The sequence below is a fragment of the Streptomyces sp. NPDC003077 genome, assembly GCF_040611095.1.
Lineage (GTDB): Bacteria > Actinomycetota > Actinomycetes > Streptomycetales > Streptomycetaceae > Streptomyces.
Map to the genome: position 1 here is coordinate 156156 of NZ_JBEXNM010000002.1, position 20459 is coordinate 176614.

14 protein-coding genes are annotated in these 20459 nt (G+C 68.1%); 7 read left to right on the forward strand and 7 right to left on the reverse strand.

From position 1 onward, the window contains the following. Positions 1-47 precede the first annotated feature (47 nt). Positions 48-2144, forward strand: coding sequence for a hypothetical protein (locus ABZX96_RS02005; protein WP_355536253.1), 2097 nt, complete (start codon positions 48-50; stop codon positions 2142-2144). A gap of 646 nt (positions 2145-2790) precedes the next feature. On the opposite strand, the gene ABZX96_RS02010 is transcribed toward ABZX96_RS02005, so the two are convergent. Both ABZX96_RS02010 and ABZX96_RS02015 read right to left on the reverse strand, forming a co-directional pair. After that, positions 2791-4077 carry a hypothetical protein gene (locus tag ABZX96_RS02010; RefSeq protein WP_355536255.1) on the reverse strand — a complete coding sequence of 429 codons (1287 nt, stop codon included), beginning with the start codon at positions 4075-4077 and terminating at the stop codon, positions 2791-2793. Beyond that, positions 4077-4814 (reverse strand): ParA family protein, encoded by a 738-nt coding sequence (locus tag ABZX96_RS02015; protein ID WP_355536258.1) that lies wholly within the window; start codon positions 4812-4814, stop codon positions 4077-4079. Before ABZX96_RS02015 ends, ABZX96_RS02010 begins: the two co-directional genes overlap by 1 nt. 3365 nt (positions 4815-8179) lie before the next feature. Here ABZX96_RS02015 and ABZX96_RS02020 point away from each other — a divergent pair. Continuing rightward, positions 8180-8797: a TOPRIM nucleotidyl transferase/hydrolase domain-containing protein gene (locus tag ABZX96_RS02020; RefSeq protein ID WP_355536696.1), complete on the forward strand. Its 618-nt coding sequence runs from the start codon at positions 8180-8182 to the stop codon at positions 8795-8797. A 677-nt stretch (positions 8798-9474) separates the two neighbouring features. Here the strand turns inward: ABZX96_RS02020 and ABZX96_RS02025 are convergent. After that, positions 9475-10431, reverse strand: coding sequence for a ScbA/BarX family gamma-butyrolactone biosynthesis protein (locus ABZX96_RS02025; protein WP_355536260.1), 957 nt, complete (start codon positions 10429-10431; stop codon positions 9475-9477). A 113-nt stretch (positions 10432-10544) separates the two neighbouring features. Here ABZX96_RS02025 and ABZX96_RS02030 point away from each other — a divergent pair, with 113 nt between their 5' ends. Next, the gene (locus tag ABZX96_RS02030) at positions 10545-11171 is read left to right on the forward strand and encodes a ScbR family autoregulator-binding transcription factor (RefSeq protein WP_355536263.1); all 627 of its coding nucleotides are present in this window, start codon (positions 10545-10547) and stop codon (positions 11169-11171) included. Positions 11172-11359: 188 nt separating this feature from the next. Then, on the forward strand, positions 11360-12262 hold the full coding sequence (locus tag ABZX96_RS02035) for an NAD(P)-dependent oxidoreductase (RefSeq protein WP_355536266.1): 903 nt from the start codon (positions 11360-11362) through the stop codon (positions 12260-12262). Between the two features lie 706 nt (positions 12263-12968). On the opposite strand, the gene ABZX96_RS02040 is transcribed toward ABZX96_RS02035, so the two are convergent. Next, positions 12969-13643 (reverse strand): TetR/AcrR family transcriptional regulator, encoded by a 675-nt coding sequence (locus ABZX96_RS02040; RefSeq protein ID WP_355536269.1) that lies wholly within the window; start codon positions 13641-13643, stop codon positions 12969-12971. A gap of 587 nt (positions 13644-14230) precedes the next feature. Between ABZX96_RS02040 and ABZX96_RS02045 the strand changes: the two genes are divergently transcribed. Continuing rightward, the gene (locus tag ABZX96_RS02045; protein ID WP_355536272.1) at positions 14231-15484 is read left to right on the forward strand and encodes a transposase; all 1254 of its coding nucleotides are present in this window, start codon (positions 14231-14233) and stop codon (positions 15482-15484) included. Positions 15485-15813: 329 nt separating this feature from the next. Beyond that, positions 15814-16371, forward strand: a complete 558-nt coding sequence (locus ABZX96_RS02050) for a hypothetical protein (protein WP_355536275.1) — start codon at positions 15814-15816, stop codon at positions 16369-16371. Between the two features lie 257 nt (positions 16372-16628). Here the strand turns inward: ABZX96_RS02050 and ABZX96_RS02055 are convergent, their stop codons facing one another. From ABZX96_RS02055 to ABZX96_RS02065, 3 genes are all read right to left on the reverse strand, one after another. Continuing rightward, positions 16629-17165 carry a hypothetical protein gene (locus ABZX96_RS02055; RefSeq protein WP_355536278.1) on the reverse strand — a complete coding sequence of 179 codons (537 nt, stop codon included), beginning with the start codon at positions 17163-17165 and terminating at the stop codon, positions 16629-16631. Positions 17166-17713: 548 nt separating this feature from the next. After that, complete coding sequence (locus ABZX96_RS02060; protein WP_355536281.1) at positions 17714-18055, reverse strand: DUF5713 family protein; 342 nt, start codon at positions 18053-18055, stop codon at positions 17714-17716. A gap of 157 nt (positions 18056-18212) precedes the next feature. Further along, a complete protein-coding gene (locus ABZX96_RS02065) occupies positions 18213-18665 on the reverse strand; it encodes a helix-turn-helix domain-containing protein (protein WP_355536284.1) in 453 nt (150 codons plus the stop codon). A gap of 333 nt (positions 18666-18998) precedes the next feature. Between ABZX96_RS02065 and ABZX96_RS02070 the strand changes: the two genes are divergently transcribed. After that, positions 18999-20195 (forward strand): MFS transporter, encoded by a 1197-nt coding sequence (locus ABZX96_RS02070; RefSeq protein WP_355536286.1) that lies wholly within the window; start codon positions 18999-19001, stop codon positions 20193-20195. Positions 20196-20459: the final 264 nt, after the last annotated feature.

Sequence of the window (20459 nt, forward strand, 5' to 3'; positions counted from 1 at the left end):
GGGTGCCGTGGCGCCTTGTGAACTCCAGGACAACGGTTGACGCTGCCTTGTCAGTCTATGTAAAGACCGCCGCGCTCGGATGGCGGGCGGAGGGCTGCACCGCGGGCGTCGCGGTGATCGCCCGCTTCATCAACCAGAGCAAATCGACCGTCGAGCGCGGGCTGCGGGTCCTGTGCGAGGCCGATCCCTATGACGGCATCGTCGAAATGCACACCGTCCGGCGGACACTGCCCGGCGGACGCGGGACCACCGCCCTGCGGCGGGTCCGCCCCGTGACCCGCCGTGAGCCCTTCATCTGGGTGCCGGTCGAACTCTCCGAGAAGCTGGAACCGCGCCAGCTCCGGGTCTGGGCCGTCCTCGCCTACGCCACCACACGGCGCATCCCGGTGACGGAGCGGCAGATCGGCGAGATCCTGAGCCGTCCCCGCCAGGGCCGCCGCCCGGGCAAGGCGGTCGACACGGGCACGGTGCGGTCGGTCATCGGCGAGCTGGAGGACATGGGCCTGGTGAAGGTGCACCGGCGCGTCGGATACCAGGGACGCAACGAGTACGAGGTCTACCGCCAGCCGCTGCCCGCCGCCGACGGCACCCCTCGGATCCTCACCCCGCGCCCCAAGAAGCGTCGCGGAACGAAGCGCTGCAAGGCCGGCGAGACCACGACCGGTCCCGCCACGACCACGACCACGGCCCAGGCCCCCGCACCGACGGCGGCTGCGCCCACGTCCACGCCACCCGAGCCGCCGTCGCACGACACGGCGCCTGCCGAGCCGGAAGATGCCGCCCCGCGGGACCAGGCGGGCAACGGGGACCTCTTGCCTTCTTCTGACGGATCGGGTTGCGGATCTGTGGACGGATCCCTCGCGTATATGGAAGACCGCTGTACTGACCGACAGGAGAACAACAACGATGATGGGGGGGTTGTACCCGCCGTAGGCGAACTACAGGTAGTAGCGCGCGAGGCAGCTGTGGAAAACCTCGATTTCGGCCGCGCGCCTGTGGAAAACCCTCCCACAGCTTCCGACCGCACCGCCGACTTCGGCGCATCCGATCTCGCGCTCCGCGCGGGCGGCAAGAACACCCCCAGCCCAACTCCGCACGCGGACAAGGCCGTTACCGAGCCGAAGATCCCCTACGGCGGCCCCCCGCTGACGTTCAGCAAGCGCATGTCGTGGATCACCGAGCCAGTGCGCTGGCTACTGGCCAGGACCACGACCTACGTCCAGCGCAGGTTCGCCCGGGTCCTGTCCAGCCAGATCAACCAGGGAACCGAGCCCGAGCGGCTGCGCCAGCGCCTGGAGAGCCGCTTCGCAGCGGCCAACCTCAGCGAGATCCGCAGCATCGGGGGCTGGCTGCTCAAGGTCGCGGCGCCGCGGTGGGGATGCCACGACCCGAAATGCGAAAGCGGCGTGTTGTGGGCGTCGGGGGAAACCTGCGCCGAATGTCGAGCCGCATGGGTCGAGCGCCGACAGGAGCGGGCCTCCAAGGCCGCTGGCGGCGCTCCAGGCGCCTCGGAGGGCTCTGCCGGGGGTCACGACGTCCTGGGGGCTGCCAGGGCCTCTGACGGCCACACAGCGGTTTTTCGTAGCTGTGTGTCGTGCATCGATGGCTGTGCGTCATGCGGGAACGGGACATTTGGAGCAACCAGGGCGGACGGCGCGGCCGTCCCTGGCGCTTGGCCGACTCTCACACCCGGCGTTTCTCCCGAAGTCGTGCCGGACGCCGTGGCCCCGGGGATTCCCGCACCCAGGGGCCAGGAGCGGTCTCCCGGCCAAGCGCCTGCCGGGCGGTTCGCCCCGGGTGAGCGGCGCAGGCCGGACGATTGGCGTTCCGACAAGGACGAACCCCGCTGTGCGGACTGCCGGTCGCGCACCTCGGACCTCGACGCCGGTGGCCGGTGCCGACCCTGCAACCTGGCATACGAGATCGGCCAGGCGGTGATCGCCGCCATGGACGCGGCCGGGGCCGACCTCCACGGACGGAGGAAGATCGCGGCAGCCCACCAAGCCGCCGCCGACGTCAGGCAGGAGGCCGACCGCGCCCGGACCGAGGCCACCGAACAGGGGCTCGGCGAGGACGAAGCCGGCCGTGCGGCCTTGCTGGCAGCACAGGCGCGCGCGGCGAAGTGGGCGTCAGCGGACGCATAGCGCTTGCTTGCGAGGTGGTAGCCCGTCGGGTGATGTTCCCGCGCTTTCCGTGGGTCTCGGCTGCGTGTGGCCTCGCCTCCTGGTACGCGCCGTGGAGTTGCTCTTCGGCGTCCACGCGGGAGTATTGAATTACTTCCTTCGGGTGGATGTTGGCGCCTATCTGTGAGAGATCATCCGGGCTATGGGGATGCTCTCCCGTTGGCCGGGTGTCGTCCGGACATGTGTCTGGACAAGTACCGTATTCCGGTACGTATGCTCCCGACATGGGCGCGCTGCCTGCGTTGCCTGAGAGGGCTTCTGCCCACGGCTTCGCATCGGCGACGACTTCCCCCTCGACCGGAGAATCGTTCTGAGAGAACTTTTCGTGGTCCGCCGACGCAGGGTCGCGGCTGCCTCGCGGCGTGAGCCGCGCGCTCATGGGGCGGGCGCGCTCCTCGCTTGATGCCTGCCCCTGCCCTGATCTTGCTTCCGAGGCATAGGGAGCGGTATGGAGCAGCACGGAGAGGAAACGGATGCGGCGGATGTCCGCGTCTTCGTCAGCCATTGACGGGAGCCCCTATGACAGCGGCCCTGTCTCTTCCCCATAGGAAGGGGAAGAGACAGGGCCGCTTGGGCAGGTCAGTTCCTCAGCGGAGGCCGGGAGAGATCAATCGCTCTCGGCCTGCTGCTGCCACAGCTTGGCCGCGACCTGGAAGTCCTCCGCGGTCATCCATTCCTTGGCGATGCGCACCACGGCATGCGGGTCTGCCCATGGCATCGCATCGGCCGTCACGACGTCCGACAGCCCACCGCCGGTGTCGCTGACGGAATCGTTGAGGCCGTCGCCCGTCCCATCGGTCGCCCCTCCCAGCAGATCGCTGACGGAACGTTCGAGGCGGGACGGTTCTGATCGATCCGGCCGGGCCGCGCGGTCCGAGCCGGACCGGTGGGTTCGCGCCGCCTGCTCGGGACGAGCGTTCAGGCCCGAACCGTTTGCCTCGTGCGCGCTGCCGCCTGCTCCGTTATTGGCGTTGCGTCCGACGCTCCCACTGTGCGCACCCTGCTCGGCCTCACCGGCGGCGAGTTTTACGGCCGTAAAACTTTCGATCTTGGTGAGGTCGCTCGGCGGGTCCGAAGCGAGTCGTCGAGCGAGCGACGGATCCGCCGAACCCGAGGACTCGCCGCCGCTGTGGCCTTCCGTGAGCGGCGCTGCCTCGCGAGCGGCCTTCTTGGCCGCCCGGCGCAGTTCGGCATTCGCCTGACGCTGCTGCTGCTCGTCGGCCCACCACTCCAACTGGCGTTCCTCGCGCCAGCCGTAGTCCTTGACCAGCTTGCCGAGCCGACGTGCCGCTTCGAGCGGCATGGCCCGGTTGCGTACGAGGTCCTGCAGCGCGGGCGCCAGCTCCAGGAGGATGCGGCGCTGCGACACCCAACCGTCCACCCGCTCGTAGTGCTGCGCCACGGCACGCGCGGTGCCGAAGACCTCGACCAGCGACTCGACCGCCTCGGCTTCCTCGATCGGGTCGAAGTTGGAACGGTCGATGTTCTCCGAGACCACCGCGTCCATGAAGGTCTTGCGGTTGGCGGCGAGGTCATCGTTGATGACGCAGTCGAGCGCCGAGAGGCCAATGGCGAGGCCACCGCGGTAGCGCCGCTCGCCGCTGACGATGACCACGTCGACGGAGCCGACCTGGCGCTCGTGCTCCGGCCACAGCTTCAGGTACGCCTTGCGGGTCACCACCGGGAGGGCCTGGATCTGCCGGCGCTTCAGGCTCCTGCCGAAGTCCTCCAGCTCGGCGTCGGTGCCGAAGTGGCGACGCGGGTTGACGAGGTTCGGCGCGATCCGGGACAGGGGGACACGCAGCAGGCGGCCGTCGGCCTTGGTGTCTACGACGCCTTCGTCCTCGTCCTCGTCATCGAAGAAGTCGTCGAAGGCGGTGCGGCTGCTCGCCATTACAGGGCACCTTCCTTGTTCTGCTGTCGCCGGAGCTGGTGCTCAAGCGCCAGGGAGAGGAAGTCCTGCTTGGCCTTGGTGGCGGTGTGGTTGGACATGTACTGGGTGCAGACCCGGCCTTCGGCCAGCGCGCGGGCGTGCATCCGGAAGTGCCGGATGTTCGCGTTGAACAGGCTCCAGCCTTGCTTGGTGACCATGTTCTGGGTGCGTTCGAGGTCGACCTTGCCGTCCCGGGGCTCCCAGTTGCTGATGACCACGCCGTACGGCAGGCCGCGCGGCTTGATGACCTTCTCGATGGTCGTCCGGGTGGGCTTGAAGCCGGCGGGGTCGGGCTCCAGCGGAACGATGACGTCGTCGGCGATGTCGAGTACGGCGCGCAGCGCGTCACCCACCGGCCCGTCACCGAGGGGGTCGATGCTCTCCCCGTCGTCGGTGAGCGGCAGGAAGCCGGGGGTGTCGATGAGGATGATGTCTGCCTTGGCGCGTCGCAACTTGCGAAGGTTGGCGATGTTGTTGCTGGCGTCGAGGGTGCGGAAGGGAACCGGCCTTCCGGCCTTCTCGATCTTCTCGGTCCATTCGATGCTGGTTCCCTGCGGGTCGATGGAGACGACCGCGACGGAGGGTTCCTTGGTACCGCCGTTCGCCAGCATCTCCGCGTAGACCGCGGCCAGCTGAACGACAATCATCGACTTCCCGATGCCGCCCTTCTGATTCAGGACAACAGTGATGTAGGGCACGTGCTTCTCCGAGTGCTTCCCGTGTGATCCGGTACTTCGGACGGAGGCATCATCGCAGATGAACACGGGGTGTTTGGCCACGTGTGAGATCGATGTGGTTTTACGGCCGTAAAACTGGTGCCTCGGTGGGGGTTCGTCAGGGATCCGGCGTGGCCTCGCCGAGGTTCGGTTGCGCTGCGTCTGTGCTCCCGGCGGACCGTCAGGAGTCGTCGGCCGGCGGTTTTACGGCCGTAAAACTGTTGATCTTGCTCGGGGGCTTGAGCGGCTCCTCGCGCCGACTCTCCTTGGCTGCTTCTGGTTGGCCTCGGTTGGGCCCTCTTCTCGGAGGGGGTGTGGGAGTGCGGTTGGGACGAAGGGCGGGTGTGGGGACGAGGCGCGGGGCTGGGCATGGGCGGCCAGTTTTACGGCCGTAAAACTCGTGATCATGACTCCGATGGCCAGGGTTTCGGCAGGGCGGGGTTTTACGGCCGTAAAACTTTGGATCTTGGTGCGGGTCGCAGGGGGCAGGTGCGGGCAGTTTTACGGCCGTAAAACTGGCCGTGGCCCGGCGCAGCTGGTGGTGAGGCTTGGTGCTCGTGCTCGTGCTTGGCGCTAGGGGCGCTGGCTGGGGTTCTTCTTCTGGGACGGGTTCCTGCTGCTCGCGGGCTCGGCGGGATCGTGGGGGAGGGGGCGGCGCAGTCCGTGGGCGCGAGGAGGCAAGCCCTCGCCGCCAGGTGAAGACTGACTCGCCGACACTCGGAGAAGGTCGGAGCGAAGTCTCACTGGGGTCAGCAAGAGACGGGTTCACCTATGGAGCGGCGCGAGCTGGTCGGTTGAGGGGCAGAGTCTGGAGCTGGGGAGCGGGGCGCTCCTGCGGCGGTTTCGTTTGTGCTTCTGGTCGTGGGCGGGGAGGCTGCCGATGCGCGGGTCGCCCGTGCGGAGTCCGGCCGAGTGGGATTCGCCAGGTTGGCAGGAGACCAGCGCGTTCTGGTCGGCCACTGCCGGCAGGACCAGGGCGTCTGTCCAAGCGCGAACACGCATCGGTCGTTCTTCGGGTTTCGCGGGCCATGCTCATGCTCGTCGGCCAGATGGACCCACCGGGTGACTTCCCATGAGCCTCTCCGGCTTCAAGACCTGACACCCCGATGGACGACCACAGCGATCGACTACCGGATCAACGAATGGGACGAAGGGAGCCAGCTGGGACCGGAGCCTCACCCCGCACCGTCGCCAGGCTTAACCGGCGGGCGACAGAGCATCAGTGATCCGGGATGTGGGGAGAGCGGGCCCTGGGGGAGTGGGGCTGGCAGTTCCTGGCTCCTCTTCTCACCGTGGGACGGCGAAGGAAGCCGGGGACGGGCGGCTGGTTTTACGGCCGTAAAACCAGCCTTCGTTGGGGGCGTTGGTGCTGCGGCTCACCGCCTGGGTGTTTTACGGCCGTAAAACTCGGCTGTGTGGTGGGGGAGCGGAGAACGGGAGCTACTGAGGTTCCCCGCTGCTGCTCAAGATGACTGACCCGGTGCTCCGACGGCTTCCTCTACGAGTCGGGAGCCCACACATCGATGGAAGCGTTCGCGCCGGACGGTGACAGGGGCGTGCTGGAAGCGGCCTCGGCTGTTCGCTCGGCCTCACAGGCCGTCGACCGGCTGCGAACAGGGGGCGCGGGTGCCCGTGGCCTCAGACAGAGAGCGCTCGACATCCTCGTCCGGTTCAGCGCCGGCGACGATGAGGGACGGCTGTGGTCGGAGCCCTGGTGCTGGCGGGGGACGGGTGCTGCGGCGGCACGGTGTGTGCCATGCGGCAGACGGCAGGTGATGCAGAGAACTGTGCAATCACCGGACTCGGCTTCCCTGTAGGTGTAGGCCGTCGTTCCGGCTCATGGGAAGGCGTCGTCGTACGAGTGGCTATGCCGAAGGGGAGGGGCGAACTGTGAGTGCGGCCCCCGGCGCTGTCTTGGGAGCTGTGCTCATGCCTCGGGTGACGGGGTTGGGGGCGGAGGCGGGTGGGAGTGCCGAGCAAGATCGAAAGTTTTACGGCCGTAAAACTGGATCGGTTGGGACGCTCGCACTTGGGTTCATGATCGCGGTTTTACGGCCGTAAAACTCCGGGGTCGCGGTCGAGCGGTGGTCCGAGACCGCCGGGCTTCCTCGATCGGCTCTCCTGTCAGTGGACGTTCTGCGGAGAGCCGTAGGCATTGAGGGCAGGCTGCCCGTTCGAGAGCTCCCAGCCGACTGCGGACGGGGTGCGCTGTGGGCGGACGGGAACGTGGTCGGTATCGCCCTGCTCGACAAGGTGACCGTGACTGCGTCGGCCGCGACGAGAGTGTGGATGGGTGCCGGGTTTATGGAGACCGCCGGGTCTCCATAAGGGGAGGGCCGACGCGGGTGGTCGGCGGGAGGGGCGGCCGGGGTCCGGCGAGCGCTCGGGTAGGTGGGTATGGAGGTGGACGCGGGTGCTCGGGCCGATGTCGTAGCTTCCCGGTCGGCTGCCCTTGGCTAAGGCGGGCAGGCTGCGGAACGGCGGCAAGGGCGGGGAGATTGGGAAGACCTGCCTCTGCCAGACGCGGAGCAGTACGACGCCGAGCTGGGCGCCACGCCCCTCTGCGTCGGCTCGCACCAACTCCAGGCCGCGAGCAGAACTGTGGCGCGAGCAGAACTGTGGCGCGGACGGGGTCGCGGTGCCGTCCAAGGCGCGGAGGCCTTTGGCCGTGTCGTCATGCGACGGGTGAGCGGTGTGGCCGCGTGCTGTCCGGGCCCTTGCGCCAGGGCACGGGCTCGCTCGCCATGAGTCAGCTCTGCGAGTGCTCTGGGGGCGGCCCGGCGAGCGATGTCGTCGACCGGCATCGTGTCGTGTCGTGCTGGGCCCGGCTGGGAAACCGTTCGTCGATTGCCTCGTCGACGAGGTTCCCGTGCGACGTTGTGGGTGCAACGTGCCAGCGGCTGAGGAAGGAACCAGGCGAGCACCTGGTGGCGGCGCCCGTTCCGGCCGGCCAGTGTTGTCGGCCGTCGTGGGGGCTTCTAGGGCGGGCCAGCAAGATCGAAAGTTTTACGGCCGTAAAACTCCCGGGGTCCTTGCCACGCGGTGCGGTCGGCCAGGGCCGAGTTTTACGGCCGTAAAACTCGGGCGTCAGGTTCGCCCGGTGACGATCCGCCGACAGCATGGATGCTGGGGGTCCAGGCACACGGGGTGCCTTGCCCCAGGCGTGTGCGGTCCGGCGGAGCGTCGTCATTCGATGACGGATGTTTGGCGGCTCGTAGGGCTTGGTGGTGGCCGGTAGCCGAGCTATCAAGGTGATGGCTGCGCAGGTGATGAGGGTGCGGGGCATGTCGAGTGGGGTGAGCGAATATCCGCGTGCCGCGTCGTCGGTGGAGGTGCAGACTCGCTCCATGGCGGACTTACGGGCATTCCGGGAAGCGGTCAGTGGGTGGGCGGCCGGTGGATCCGGCGGGTCGGCGAGCGATCTGGTCGTGCGACTGGGGGTGCGGACCGTGGTGCTGCTGGAGGGGCCCAGTGACCTCGCGGCCGTTGAGGCACTGGCCGCACGGCGTGGCCGGGACCTGACCGCCGAGGGGATCTGCGTCATGCAGATGGGCGGGGCGATGAGCATCGGCCGCTATGCCGGTCTCCTAGGCCCGCCCGGCCTTGGCCTGCGCCTGGCAGGGCTGTGCGACGAAGGCGAGCAACGCTTCTTCGAGCGCGGCCTGAAGCGGGCACGGGTATCCCGCCGGGACTTCTTCGTGTGCGTGACGGACCTGGAGGACGAACTCATTCGCGCGCTGGGCACGGCAAGGGTCGAAGAGATCGTTCGGGCCGAGGGCGATTCCCGGGCTTGGCAGACTTTCCTGCATCAGCCCGCACAGCACGGTCGGTCCCGGCAGCAGCAGTTGCGGCGATTCCTCGGCACGAAGAAGGGGCGCAAGATCCGCTACGGCAGCCTTCTCGTCGAGGCTCTTGGACCGGACCAGGTACCGGTCCCGCTCGATGACCTGCTCACGAACCTCTGAGCTTGTCCTTCCACCCACGGGGCTCGGGCGGCTTCGGACCAGAGTCTGTGCCGTTCAGCCGAGCTGGTGGTCGAACCAGATGCGATGTGTGCCGTCAGTGTCGTCGACCATTCATCCGGCGCCGGAGACCTTCGCCGGCTCGGCCGGGACGAATGCTGTGCCGGGGAGAGTCGCCGTAGCACTTATGCCGCGACCGTACTACCTGTGACGCATGCCTCCCGGTCCTGCCGGGCGTACGCCGCCCGGTACCGCGGGGTGCTGCGTACGGCTTGTGAGAGAAGGATTCTGAGAGAAGCGCTCTCCGAGAAGTTCTTGTGGAGTCGGCGGAGAGACGCTCGGAGAGAAGCCGTCTCAGGGAAGCTCTCTGGGAGCGTCCGGGCGGAATCGCCGGAGGATCGTTCTGAGAGAAGCCTCCTCACGGAACCTCGCATGATCTCGTAGCGGGTCCCAGTTCCGGAGACGCGGCACGGGAGGCGGAGGCGCCTGCTCTTTCGAGGGCGTGGAACAGTGGAATAGAGGGAAGGCCGACCGGATCTGCTTCTCCGGTCGGCTTCAATCCGTTCGTGCTGTTGTGGTCGCACGCACCAAGTCCCCTGGGAAAGCCTGCTTGCCCTGCCCTGAGCCGGTCGAGAAGGCCCGGGCCCGTAAGCTCCGCAAGGCACCCGCGAGAAGTCGCCTCAGGGAGCCGGTACCTCTGTCAGCTCGGTCGTCGCGGTGAAGGCTGATGTGCCGCTTTGGACGGCGTTGATTCGTACGCTGCGGGGTGAGTCGTCCCCCTCCGGGGACGGGGGCGCCGGCTCGGCTTCGATCCAGCAGGGCGCGTCGAATTCGACGTACCGGTTGAAGGTGACGTCCATCGCGGTGGGTATCGCGAGGCCCGTGGTGGGTGTCAGCGCGTGGGCTGCTTGGCGTACGGATTCCAGCAGGAGCATGCCGGGGACGTGATCGACGGGGTGGTCGAAGAGCACGGGGTGGGTGGGGTCGACGCGCAGTTGCCAGCGGTGTTCGTCCTGGGTCGGGGTGAGGACGACGTCCTTGTGCCGGTCGCGTCCGACCAGGGAGTGGGGGACGGGGGCCGTGGGGGCGGGGGCGCTCGCGAACATCTGGGCCACGTTCCCCCGGCCTCCCGCTCGCAGGCGTTCGTACACCTTCGGTGTGTGGCAGCCGAAGTGCGTGTCGGCCACCGCGAGCTGCGAGCCGTTCCGGACGGCTTCGATGCGCATGGACATGGAGGCGAGCACGTCGCGGCGGTAGCGGATGTCGGAGCAGCGGACGTGCAGCTCGATCTCGGCAGGAGTGTTCGCCACGCGCATGGCCTGCGGACTGACCGAGTACCGGAAGTGCGACCAACTGAGCTGGTGGCCGAACGGGACGTCGTAAGCGGCGTGGCTCAGCAGCGGGAAGGTCTGGCGGACCGTCTCGCACAGCAGAAGAGGGTCGTGCAGGCCGTGCTCGGTCGCGTAGAAGCTGTGGCTTCGTGGCCACTGGGCGGTGACGACGAACTCGTCGTCACCCGTGCGGTACCAACCGGTCAGGAACACCTCCGAAAGGGCCGCCCGGTGGACGTATTCTTTCGCGACCGTGGTGGTCAGCGCGGGTCGCGATATGGCAGGACGTTCTGTGGTGACGAGCATGCCTCTCCCCTGGGCGTGCGAACGCGGGCCCTGCGGCCTGCCCGGCGGCGGGGCTGTTTGTAAAATAAAGGTTGTCCGTTTTGTTTGTCGAGACAGAGAGTGGGGTGGCCGCTGTGGCTGAGCCGAAGCAGGAGCGGGCGGTGAAGACGCGTGAAGCGATCCTCTACGCGGCTGCCCAAGTGTTCGACGAGACCGGATTCAACGGGTCCAGCATCAGCAAGATCATGAATCGGGCCGGTGTGACCCAGGGAGGCATGTACTTCCACTTCAAGTCGAAGCAGGGGCTGGCGCAGGCCGTCATGGCCGCGCAGCAGGACTTCGTCCACCTCCCGCCGGGCGAGGACGGGCTGCAGCGGCTGATCGACGTCACCTTCCACATCGCCGACGAGCTGCAGAACAACGTCATGTTCCGGGCGAGCGTCCGGCTTGCCGTGGAGCAGGGGGAGTTCGGGATGCAGGACGCCACGGCGTACGAGGGGTGGGTGGAGCAGTTCTACGCCCAGCTGGTGGCGGCGCGTGGACGGGGCGAGTTGCAGGAGGGGGTGGAGGAACGTGAGTTCGCCCAGGTGCTCGTCGGTGCCTACACCGGGACCCAGCTCTTCTCCAACGTCTCGACCAAACGGGCGGACCTGCCCGAGCGCATCGCCGCCTTGTGGCGCTACCTGATCCCGGCGGTCGCCACCCCGCAGACGGCGGCGCGGTTGCACTACCGCCGAGGTGCGCGGGGCAGCGCCGCGTGAGGGGCCGCAAGTCCGATGGTCGTCGCCGGGTCGTGCTGACGGGGGCGACGGGGTTTATCGGCTCGGCTGTGCTGCGTCGGCTGGCCCGGGGCCGCGAAGCGTCCGTTGGTGGGGAACTCGTTGGTGGGGATTCCGTTGGCGGAGCATCCGTTGGTGGAGTGTCCGCCGGTGGAGTGTCCGCCGGTGGAGTGTCCATCGGTGGGGGCGGTATCGAGATTCTGGCGGTCGGGCGTCGTCCGCCGCAGGGCGCGGCGGCCGGGCTGGCGGACGCTTGGGTGCCGGCTGACCTCGCCGATCCGGCCAGTCTGCGCGGCGTGTGCGAAGGGGCGGACGTGTTGCTGCACCTGGCCGCCGCACTCGGCCCGGACGATGACCACTGCGCCGCGGTCAATGTCCGCGGCACCGCTGCCCTGATGGAGGAGGCCGTACGGGCGGGGACGGGACGGATCGTGCACCTGTCCACGGCTGCGGTCTACGGACCCGGGCCGCATCACGGCATCCCGGTGAACGGCGTCGAACCCGTTCCGGTCTCGCCCGCCAGCCGCACCCGCCTGGCGGGCGAGACCTACGCGCTGGCCGCCGGAGCCACCGTGCTCCGGCCGGGATTGGTACTGGGTGCCGGTGATCGCTGGGTCATCCCCGCCTTGGCCAGACTTGTCCACGCGGTGCCTGCCCTGTGGGACGGCGGTCGGGGATTGCTGTCCATGGTGGCCGTCGAGGACCTGGCGCGGCTGATCACGCTGCTCGGTGTGGGGGACGCGTACGCGGGGCCCGGCGGCGGGGACCCTGCCATCTTCCATGCCAGCCACCCGCAGCCCGTCCGTACTGGGGAGTTGCTGGCGACCCTCTCCCAGCATGGCGTACTGCCGGCGGTGACCGATGCGCTGCCGTGGGACGAGTGTCTGCGGCGGCTGAAGGAGAGCGACTGCGGAGTGAGTGAGCGTCAGTTTTCTCTGCTCGCGCAGGACCACTGGTACGAGAGCACGGATGCCTGGGTCGCTGCTGACTGCCCGCCGGGGCCGGGGCCGTTGGAACGGCTGAAGGATGCGGCCGATTGGTATCGGGGGTTCTTGGGCGGGGGCCGGACGTGAGGGGCTGAAGGGCTGAGGCTGGGTGGGGATTGGCTGAGGTCTGGGGTGTGGGGTTTTACGGCCGTAAAAATTTTGATCTTGGTCCGGGGGAATCGGGGTGGGGAGTGAAGGCTCGGGCACCGCTCGGGGTCTGACTCAGGCTGCGGAGCGAGGGTGGGTTTTACGGCCGTAAAACTTGCTCTGCGGGGAGGGCCATTGGGCCGTGGTGGAGCTTTGAGGGGCTGGGGAGTTTTACGGCCGTAAAACTCGATCGCGTCTGTGGGGTGGCTCGTCGGTCCTGGGGCGGCTCGTCGGTCCCGGGGCGGTTGCTCGGGCGGAAGGCGGAAGGCGGAAGGCGGAAGGGGCCCGTTGGGAGTTTTACGGCCGCAAAACTCTGGGGCTCGTCTGCGGACCGCTGTGGTTGACGCCGTCGCTGCACCCGGCTACCTGTGCGTGGCCGGGTGGCTGCCTGATACGTGGGCGGGTGGCCACACAGGTGATCGGGTGGAGTGGCTGCTGTCTGCCTTGGGTGCCTGCCGGGGTGCCGGGGAGCCGAGGTGCCGGGGTGCCCAGTTGAGTTTTACGGCCGTAAAAGTCGGCAGCGGTTTGGATGGCGCGCTGCCGACCGTCGTTGACGGGCCGCGGACGTGGTCACAGGGACGAGACGTGGTCAGTGGGCACAGGGACGAGGCGGGTTTTACGGCCGTAAAACTCGGTCTTCCCTCGTTCACGACAGGGCTGCGGTGTCTTCGATCGTCGCTCCCGCTGCCCCGTCCGTGCGCCGGGCCGGTGGTAAGTGTGCCCCTACGGTCGCTCCTGGAGCCGAGACTCCCGCCAACGCCAGTCGCCAGACTCTCTCCAGTTGGGCCGCGGCGCTCTCGGACCGGGTTCCTGCTCCCAACCGGTCGCGTAGGTACGCTTCGGCCCCGCTCGTCAGATGCTCGACCAGCATCGTGACGTCTGACGGCCGTGCGTCACCGTGAAGTTGGCCGGTTTCGTGTGCCTCGTCGAGCAGTCGGCTGACCATCGGGAGCCACAGTTCCGACCAGGACCGGGTGCCGAGCCGCTCCCGGGCGAGCCGTACGGCGGAGCGGACGAGGGTCTCTTCCTCCAGCAACCGGGTCAGTTCCAACGTCAGGTCGACCACCGTCCGCAAGGCCGGGGCGGGGGCGGCGGTCACCCGTTCCAAAGCCTGCCGGGTGACGGAGTGGCCGGCTTCCTGCACCGCGTCGGCGAGTTCGGCCTTGGTCGAGAAGTGGAAGGTCAGCGCGCCCACGGAGATGCCGGCCGCCTTGCTGATCCGTGCGAGGGACGTGCCGTCGTAACCATCGCGGTCGAACTGCGCGGCTGCCGCCCGCACGAGGGCGGCCCGCGTCCGCACCGCCCTCTCCTGCTTCACCATGCTGTCTCCGAATAGGCACGTGCCGACGGACGCATGGGCGCGGTGCTCCCCCACCGGCGCACCGTTCCGTTCCCGCACTGGTCCCGTATGTGGTCGTCCGTCTGTCTCGTCGTCTGCCTGTCTAAGGGGCCCAGCCTGCTCTGCTTGCGACACGGACAGCAATACGAAGTTGGTGAAGATGCAACGGTTTCTGGCTGGATCCTGTCGCAGGTGCCGGGGGTGCGGGGGAGCGGGCGCGTGATGACGAGAGCCCAACTCGCTGTGCTGGGAGCGCGGAAGGCCGTCGTATGGCTCGTCGGAGCCCCATCGTTCTCGTTTCCGCCTCTGTCTCCGTCTCCGTCTCCGTCTCTGTCGTGTCCTCGTCCTCCGTTGCCTCGTCTTCGTTGTCACGTCCTCGTTGTCACGTCTTCGCCATGGGTTCTCGTCACCGGGGTCTCGTTGCTGTGCCTTGGTCGTCCACGTCACCTCTCGTCCCGACTTGGCGAAGTGGCATAGGACACTCTCTTCGGTCACAAAAAAAAGAGGGCGTTCGCTATTCTTTTCACCGTGCTCGTCAGCCGTCGACGGGCACAGGGAGGGAACTCGCGATGGTCACGCATGCTGTGACGCGCTCACGGACATCGGTGCCCGCGTTCGCGGAACGGATCTTCGAGCCGCTGCCGCGGACGGACCAGCGTCGCTGGGCGCACGTCTACCTGCAGAGTCTGCTCAGTACGCCGGGCAAGAAGTCGGTTCGGCGGCTCGCCGCCGCGGTCTCGGATTCGCCCACGGCGTCGCAGTCGCTGCACCAGTTCATCAACGCCAGCCCGTGGGAGTGGACGCCGGTCCGCGAGGAGCTGGCCCGGTGGGCCGAGCCGCGGCTCGCACCGCAGGCACTGGTGGTGGACCTCGCCGTACTGCGCAAGCGGGGGGAGCACTCTTGCGGGGTGCACCGTCGCTTCGTCCGGGCCACGGGGCGTTCGGTGAGCTGTCAGGTGGGGATCGGGGCGTTCCTGGCGGCGGCTGACGAGGCGGTGCCCGTCGACTGGCGGTTGTTGCTGCCCGGGGCCTGGGCCAAGGACCCCGAGCGCCGGACGCGCACCCGTATCCCGGAGCACGTGGGGCCTCGCGGGATCGACCAGCACGTTCTGGACCTGGCGGATGCGCGGATCGGTGGCGCCCGTGTCGCGTCGCTGCCGGTGGTGGCCGACCTGAGCGGTGAGTCCGGTGCGGGCGCGCTGGTGCGCGGGCTGTCCGTGCGCAAGCGGGAGTTCATCGTCGGGGTGCCGGGTCGGCTGCGGATCATGGCGGGCCGTCACCTGAGTGCGGAGTCACCGTTCGGGAGGCCGTACGGGGCGGCGGAGCCGGGCGTGATGGTGGATGCCCGCAGCCTGTTCGAGACCCGGGCCGGCGGCCTCGTACGCATCGAGACGGTGACGCCGCCTTCGGGGCGGGGTAGGGCCGCTATGGTGCTGACGAGTTCCGTCAGGCTGCCCGAGATACCTGCCGCGGGCCCGCTGTTGAACCGTACGTACCGGCTGTTCGCCGTCCGACCCGTGGGGGGCCGGGGCCCTGCCAAGCTGTGGCTGACGAACATGACGCAGACGCGCATGGAAACGCTGCTCGCCATGGTGCGGTTGCCCTCCCGTACGGCGCGCAGCGTGCAGGAACTGGAGGAGGACTTCGGGCTCGTCGACTTCGAGGGCCGTTCCTTCCCCGGCTGGCACCACCACATGACCATGCTCTCCGCCGCCTACGCCTTCAGCCGACTCGGACGCCCGGCCGGGACGAGCGAGGTGGCGTCCGAGGCGGGGGGAGGGGCGTGCGAGGCGGGGTCGGGGGAGGGGCTGGTGGCGGCGTGAGGGTGTTTCGTGGCCTGGTCGACGAGGGGCAGGTTTTCGAAGGGGTGGTTGCCGAACGGCCGGCTCTCTCGGATGCTTGGCACCCATGGGCCCGATCCCCGTGGGCCCGGTTTCGTTGATCGGCATCTGCTGAGCCGGTTGGCATCCGTTGGTGACGGAAGTCTTTCGGTGAACCGGTATTGCTCGGCCACTGGGCTTCTTGTTCCCGTGCGTGGCGTCGCGGTCCTTGGGGCGAGCCTCTGACAGGTGCTCGGTCTTGTGGCCGTAGGCCGTTTTCTTCAGCCGCGCGCGTCCTCGTCCTGTCAGTGCCCGGCACTAGGGTCCACGACATGACACACAATCGACGAACGATACGGCTGCCCCGCACGGACGCCGTTCCCGTTGTCCGGACCGACTTCACCGATCTTGCCGGCTGGGCTCGTCTGCTGCGGGCCCTGGAGACACCCGTCACCTTCGAGGAGGGCTCGCAGGACGTTTGCGACTACGACCAGGCCATCTCGTACGTCATCCCGATCGACAAGGAGAAGTACCGGGGCCTGCTGCCCGAGACGGTGCTCGCCGCCGCCCCGGATGCCGGTCACGACCTGGCGTACGACCACCTTTATCTAGCCGACGCGGAGACCTTCGCCTCCGACGAGCTGCCGCTGCTCGGCATCGACATCCATGTGGACGACGCGGGAGATGAGCCCTGGCCGCGTGAGAAGCCGTTCCGCGTCCCGGCCCTGCACGTGGCCAGCGTCGAAATGAACGACAGCATCGCCAACTTGTTCTTTCGCGAATTCCACGACTCCGACTGGGCGGACTTCGAGGTGCATGTGGCGGGGCCAGGGACGGCTGTGTATGAGGAATTCCGCCGGATGGATGGAGGGGATGAGGACGACGACTGATGGGGTATGAGCCCGTTCGTACGGAGACGTTCCCGCACCCGGTCAGCGGCTCGTGCGGAGGCCGACGCGGGGTCAGCCGGGCCGTAGGGTCGGTTCCGGGGCGCGCTGTGCCGTCGGCATACGGTCAGCTCACCACCGGAAGAGACCGCCTTGGCTGGTGACGGCCGCTGTCGCAGGGGGACGAGCGCTGTGCGAAGTCGCGCATGACATGGGACGCGGAAGCCGGTAACCGGCAGGGGCAGACAGACATCCAGCCCTCAGCCGTCCTGCGGCAGGCTCACAGGAACGGCCGGGCACTCGTGGCTGACGTCCCAGGCATTGACCTTGTAGAGCCTCGGATCGTCGAGTACGGGGCCGTCGCAGCCGTCAGTGGTCGAGAAGGTGAAGCTTGCCCATGAGTCGGCGGATGGTTCGGTCAGCACGGTCCGTTGGGTGTCCGGGACTCGGGTGTCGAGCCACCAGCGGCACTCGATCGCGTCCAGAGCGGAGGTTATCTGCTGGTATGTCATGTGGGACGGGAAGGCGACGACCGTGTTCGATCCCGGGGCCGGAAGCTCCAAAGGGGCGTCGTGCCAGGTCGATATGCCCATGGTCGAAACGAGCCGACAGCGGCAGGTGATGAATTCGACATCGCCGTAACAGAACCTGTGTGATCCGTGTCGGGGCTCGTCGATCCCACCGAGATCCTCCGCCGGGCCGAGTGCCGCGAAGACATCGGTCAAGGACGCGCCGCAGCGCAGCACACCGATACCTCCCGTGAGTCCGACCTCGGCCATCATGTCCAGGAGTGCCATGAGCTGGATGTTCGCTGGTCACAGCCATCGTCGGCAAACGCATTACCTCGCGGCGCGCCATCACAGGAGCACCCGTGTCCGCCACCCACCGCACCATCTGCTGCCGCGTTCAGCCCGCGTTCGGCCCGCGTTCGGCGTCCGGAGGGGGGCGGTGGGGGAAGGCCCTGCCTGCCCGGCACGGCTTGATCCCGGGGAGGTCGGCTTCGCGCACGAGTCGGCTGGGCGGTGCTGGGATGCTTCGCGGCATGGAATCCCGTAAGAGCCCCGGAAGGAGCACCTGGCCGCATTGCCGTCGAGTCGGTGAGTCATCGAGTCGGTGAGTCATCGAGTCGGCTGACCATGGTCTCGGACGGTCCCGGGGCGGGCAGATCACCGGGACGCACCTCGCCGTCGAGCAGGGGCAGAAGCCGCTGTCCGTGCTGATCACGGCCGGGCGGTGAGGTGATTGGCCGCAGTAAGTCGGCCGCTCGCTACGAGGCGGCTGTGCTGATCTCGTTCCCTCAACGAATGGCTTGGAGCAGTGGCCGGAATCTGCTTCCGGACATTGCTCACCAGTGCCGAGTGGCTATCAGCTCCTCGACGTCCGCGTCCGCGAACCCGTAGGCGGAGGCGACGAACCAGAAGTCCTCGGCGATCTGCTCCCGCGCGACCGTCTCGATCTCACTCCCGGCTGCTTCGAACTCTGCTTCCAAGAGGTTGAACTCTTCCGTCGCGGCCTGGGTGAGTGCGTACAGAGCCGCCAGGCCCGACGGCCGCTCGGCCTCGATCCGTTCGCACAGCCGCAGCAGGATCGCCCGGCCCTTGTCGACGACGTGATCGGGAAAGTATGAGTCCGCGGAAAGCTGCCGCAGGAACGCGTGCTCTGCTATTCGCTGGTTTGTGATCGGCATAGTGCCCCGTCCCTGTGGAAAAGCCGACGTGCCGATCATGCCCGACGGCACTGACAACGCTGCCGCACCCGAGGCCGGACCGGCTGTGGTCGGTGCCTTCGCCGCAGGCCCGGGGTGCAGGCAAGGCGGCGTCTCGCCATCGGGTCTCCGGCTCGGGTCATTGGGTGGAGAGCTTGTGGACGGTGGTGTCGTCGGGGTCCAGTCGTCGTCCGTCCGCGGACAGCACTTCCAGGGTGCGCAGACGATGTCCCTGCCGGCGGTCGACCAACTGGGAGTGGGGTTCGTCGGGGGCGAAGAAGTGCTGTTCGCCCCACTGCCGTAGGGCCACGATGACGGGGAAGAGCGCCTTGCCCTTGGGAGTCAGTACGTATTCGCGGTAGGCGCTGCCGTCCGAGGCGGGGACGGATTCCAGGACGCCGCCGGCGACCAGGGTGCGCAGCCGCGCGGTGAGGATGTTCTTCGCCACGCCCAGGCTGCGCTGGAACTCGCCGAAGCGCCGGCTTCCGTCGAAGGCGTCCCGCACGATCAGCAGGGACCACCAGTCGCCGATCGCGTCCACCGACCGGGCGACGGGGCACTCGCTGTCGTCGAAGCGGGTCCTGGTCACCATGGCGTTCCTCTTTCGTTCTGCCGCTCTGTCGCTCTGTCGCTCTCGCGTGGTGGTTGCAACATGCTACCAAGGGGGTTAACGTCGCCGCTGGTTGCAAGTTGAAACCAGGTCAGTTGGAACCAGGCAAGTGGAAGCCAGATGCGCGGAGGGGTGCCGATGCTCGGCAACGGTGAGGCTGTGAGCGGTGAGGCTGTGGGCAATGAGGTTGTGCATGGTGAGGGTGTGGGTGGTGAGGGTGTGGGTGGTGAGGGTGTGGGTGGTGCGGCCGTGGCGGCGCGTGTCGCGGTCGGGAGCGGGGGAGGTTCCGGGTTCGTTCTGTCCCGTGGCGTCGTCATGCTGTTCGCCGTCGCCTGCGGGGCCGCGGTAGCCAATGTCTACTTCTCCCAGCCGCTCCTGGTGACGATGGGTCATGACCTCGCTATGAGCCCGGCGCTCGTCGGCAGCGTGGTCACCCTGACGCACGTCGGATACGGGCTGGGGCTCTTCTTCCTCGTGCCGTTGGGTGACGTGGCCCATCGCAGACGGCTCATCGTTGCCCAGTTGTCGCTTCTGGTGGTGGCGCTGGTCGTGGTGGCGGTTGCCCGGGCGGCGGTGCTCCTGCTCGCGGGTGTGGCCGCGGTGGGGCTGCTCGCGGTCGTCACGCAGACGCTGGTGGCCTTCGCGGCGTCACTGGCTCCGCCCGCCGGGCGCGGTCGGGTCGTCGGGCTGGTCACCAGTGGTGTGGTCATCGGCATCCTGCTCGCCCGCACCGTCTCCGGCCTCATGGCCGATCTCGCGGGCTGGCGCTCCGTCTACCTGGCCTCGGCGGCGCTCACCGCTCTGCTCGCCCTGGTCCTGTACCGAGTGCTGCCGCGCCACACCGACGCCCCGCCGACGAACCTGCGTTACGGGCAGCTCCTGCGCTCCACGATCACCCTGTTCGCACGGGAACGACTGCTGCGGGTCCGGGCCCTGTTCGGCCTGCTGATCTTCGCCGCCTTCAGCACCCTGTGGAGCAGCGTCGCACTGCCGCTGAGCGAGGCGCCGTACTTCCTGCCCCACAGCGCGATCGGGGCGCTGGGACTGATCGGTGTCGCCGGCGCGCTGGCCGCGACCGTGGCGGGCCGCCTGAACGACCGCGGCCTCTCCCGGCGGACCACCGGCATCGCCCTGGCACTGCTCGCCGCCTCGTGGTTGCCCCTGGCCTTCACCCGTAACTCGCTTTGGGCGCTGGTCGTCGGGGTGATCCTGCTCGACCTCGCCGTGCAGGCGGTCCACGTCACCAACCAGACGGTCATCTACGCGTTGCACCCGGACGCGGGCAGTCGGCTGATCGGCGGGTACATGGTCTTCTACTCGATCGGGAGCGCAACCGGCGCCATCGCTGCGACCTCTCTCTATACGGCGGCCGGCTGGGGGGCCGTTTGCGTATTGGGCGCCGCGTTCAGCTGCCTCGGGCTCGTGCTGTGGGCGGTCACCGGGCGCGGGGCTACGGATTCCAGCACCGTCAAGGGGATCTCTCAGGCCCTTCCCCGGCCCGCTGAACGTTGAGTGTCGGTTGTGTCGGTTGTGACGGTTGTGTCGCGGGCGAGGGGGGAGCACTGCACGGGTCGTCTCTCTGGAGGACAGGGGCACGCGTGTTGTCGGCGTCGTGGGGGCCACGTTGGGTGTGTGCGGTGAGACGTCGACGGGCGGGGCGCTCGCTGAGACGATGATCGCCTCAGCGCCCGGTGAACGCCCTGGTCCCTGGTCAGCGAATCGGTTCGTGGCTCGTCCTGACGTCTTCACGGCTCGCCCTGCTGTCTTCCTGGCTCG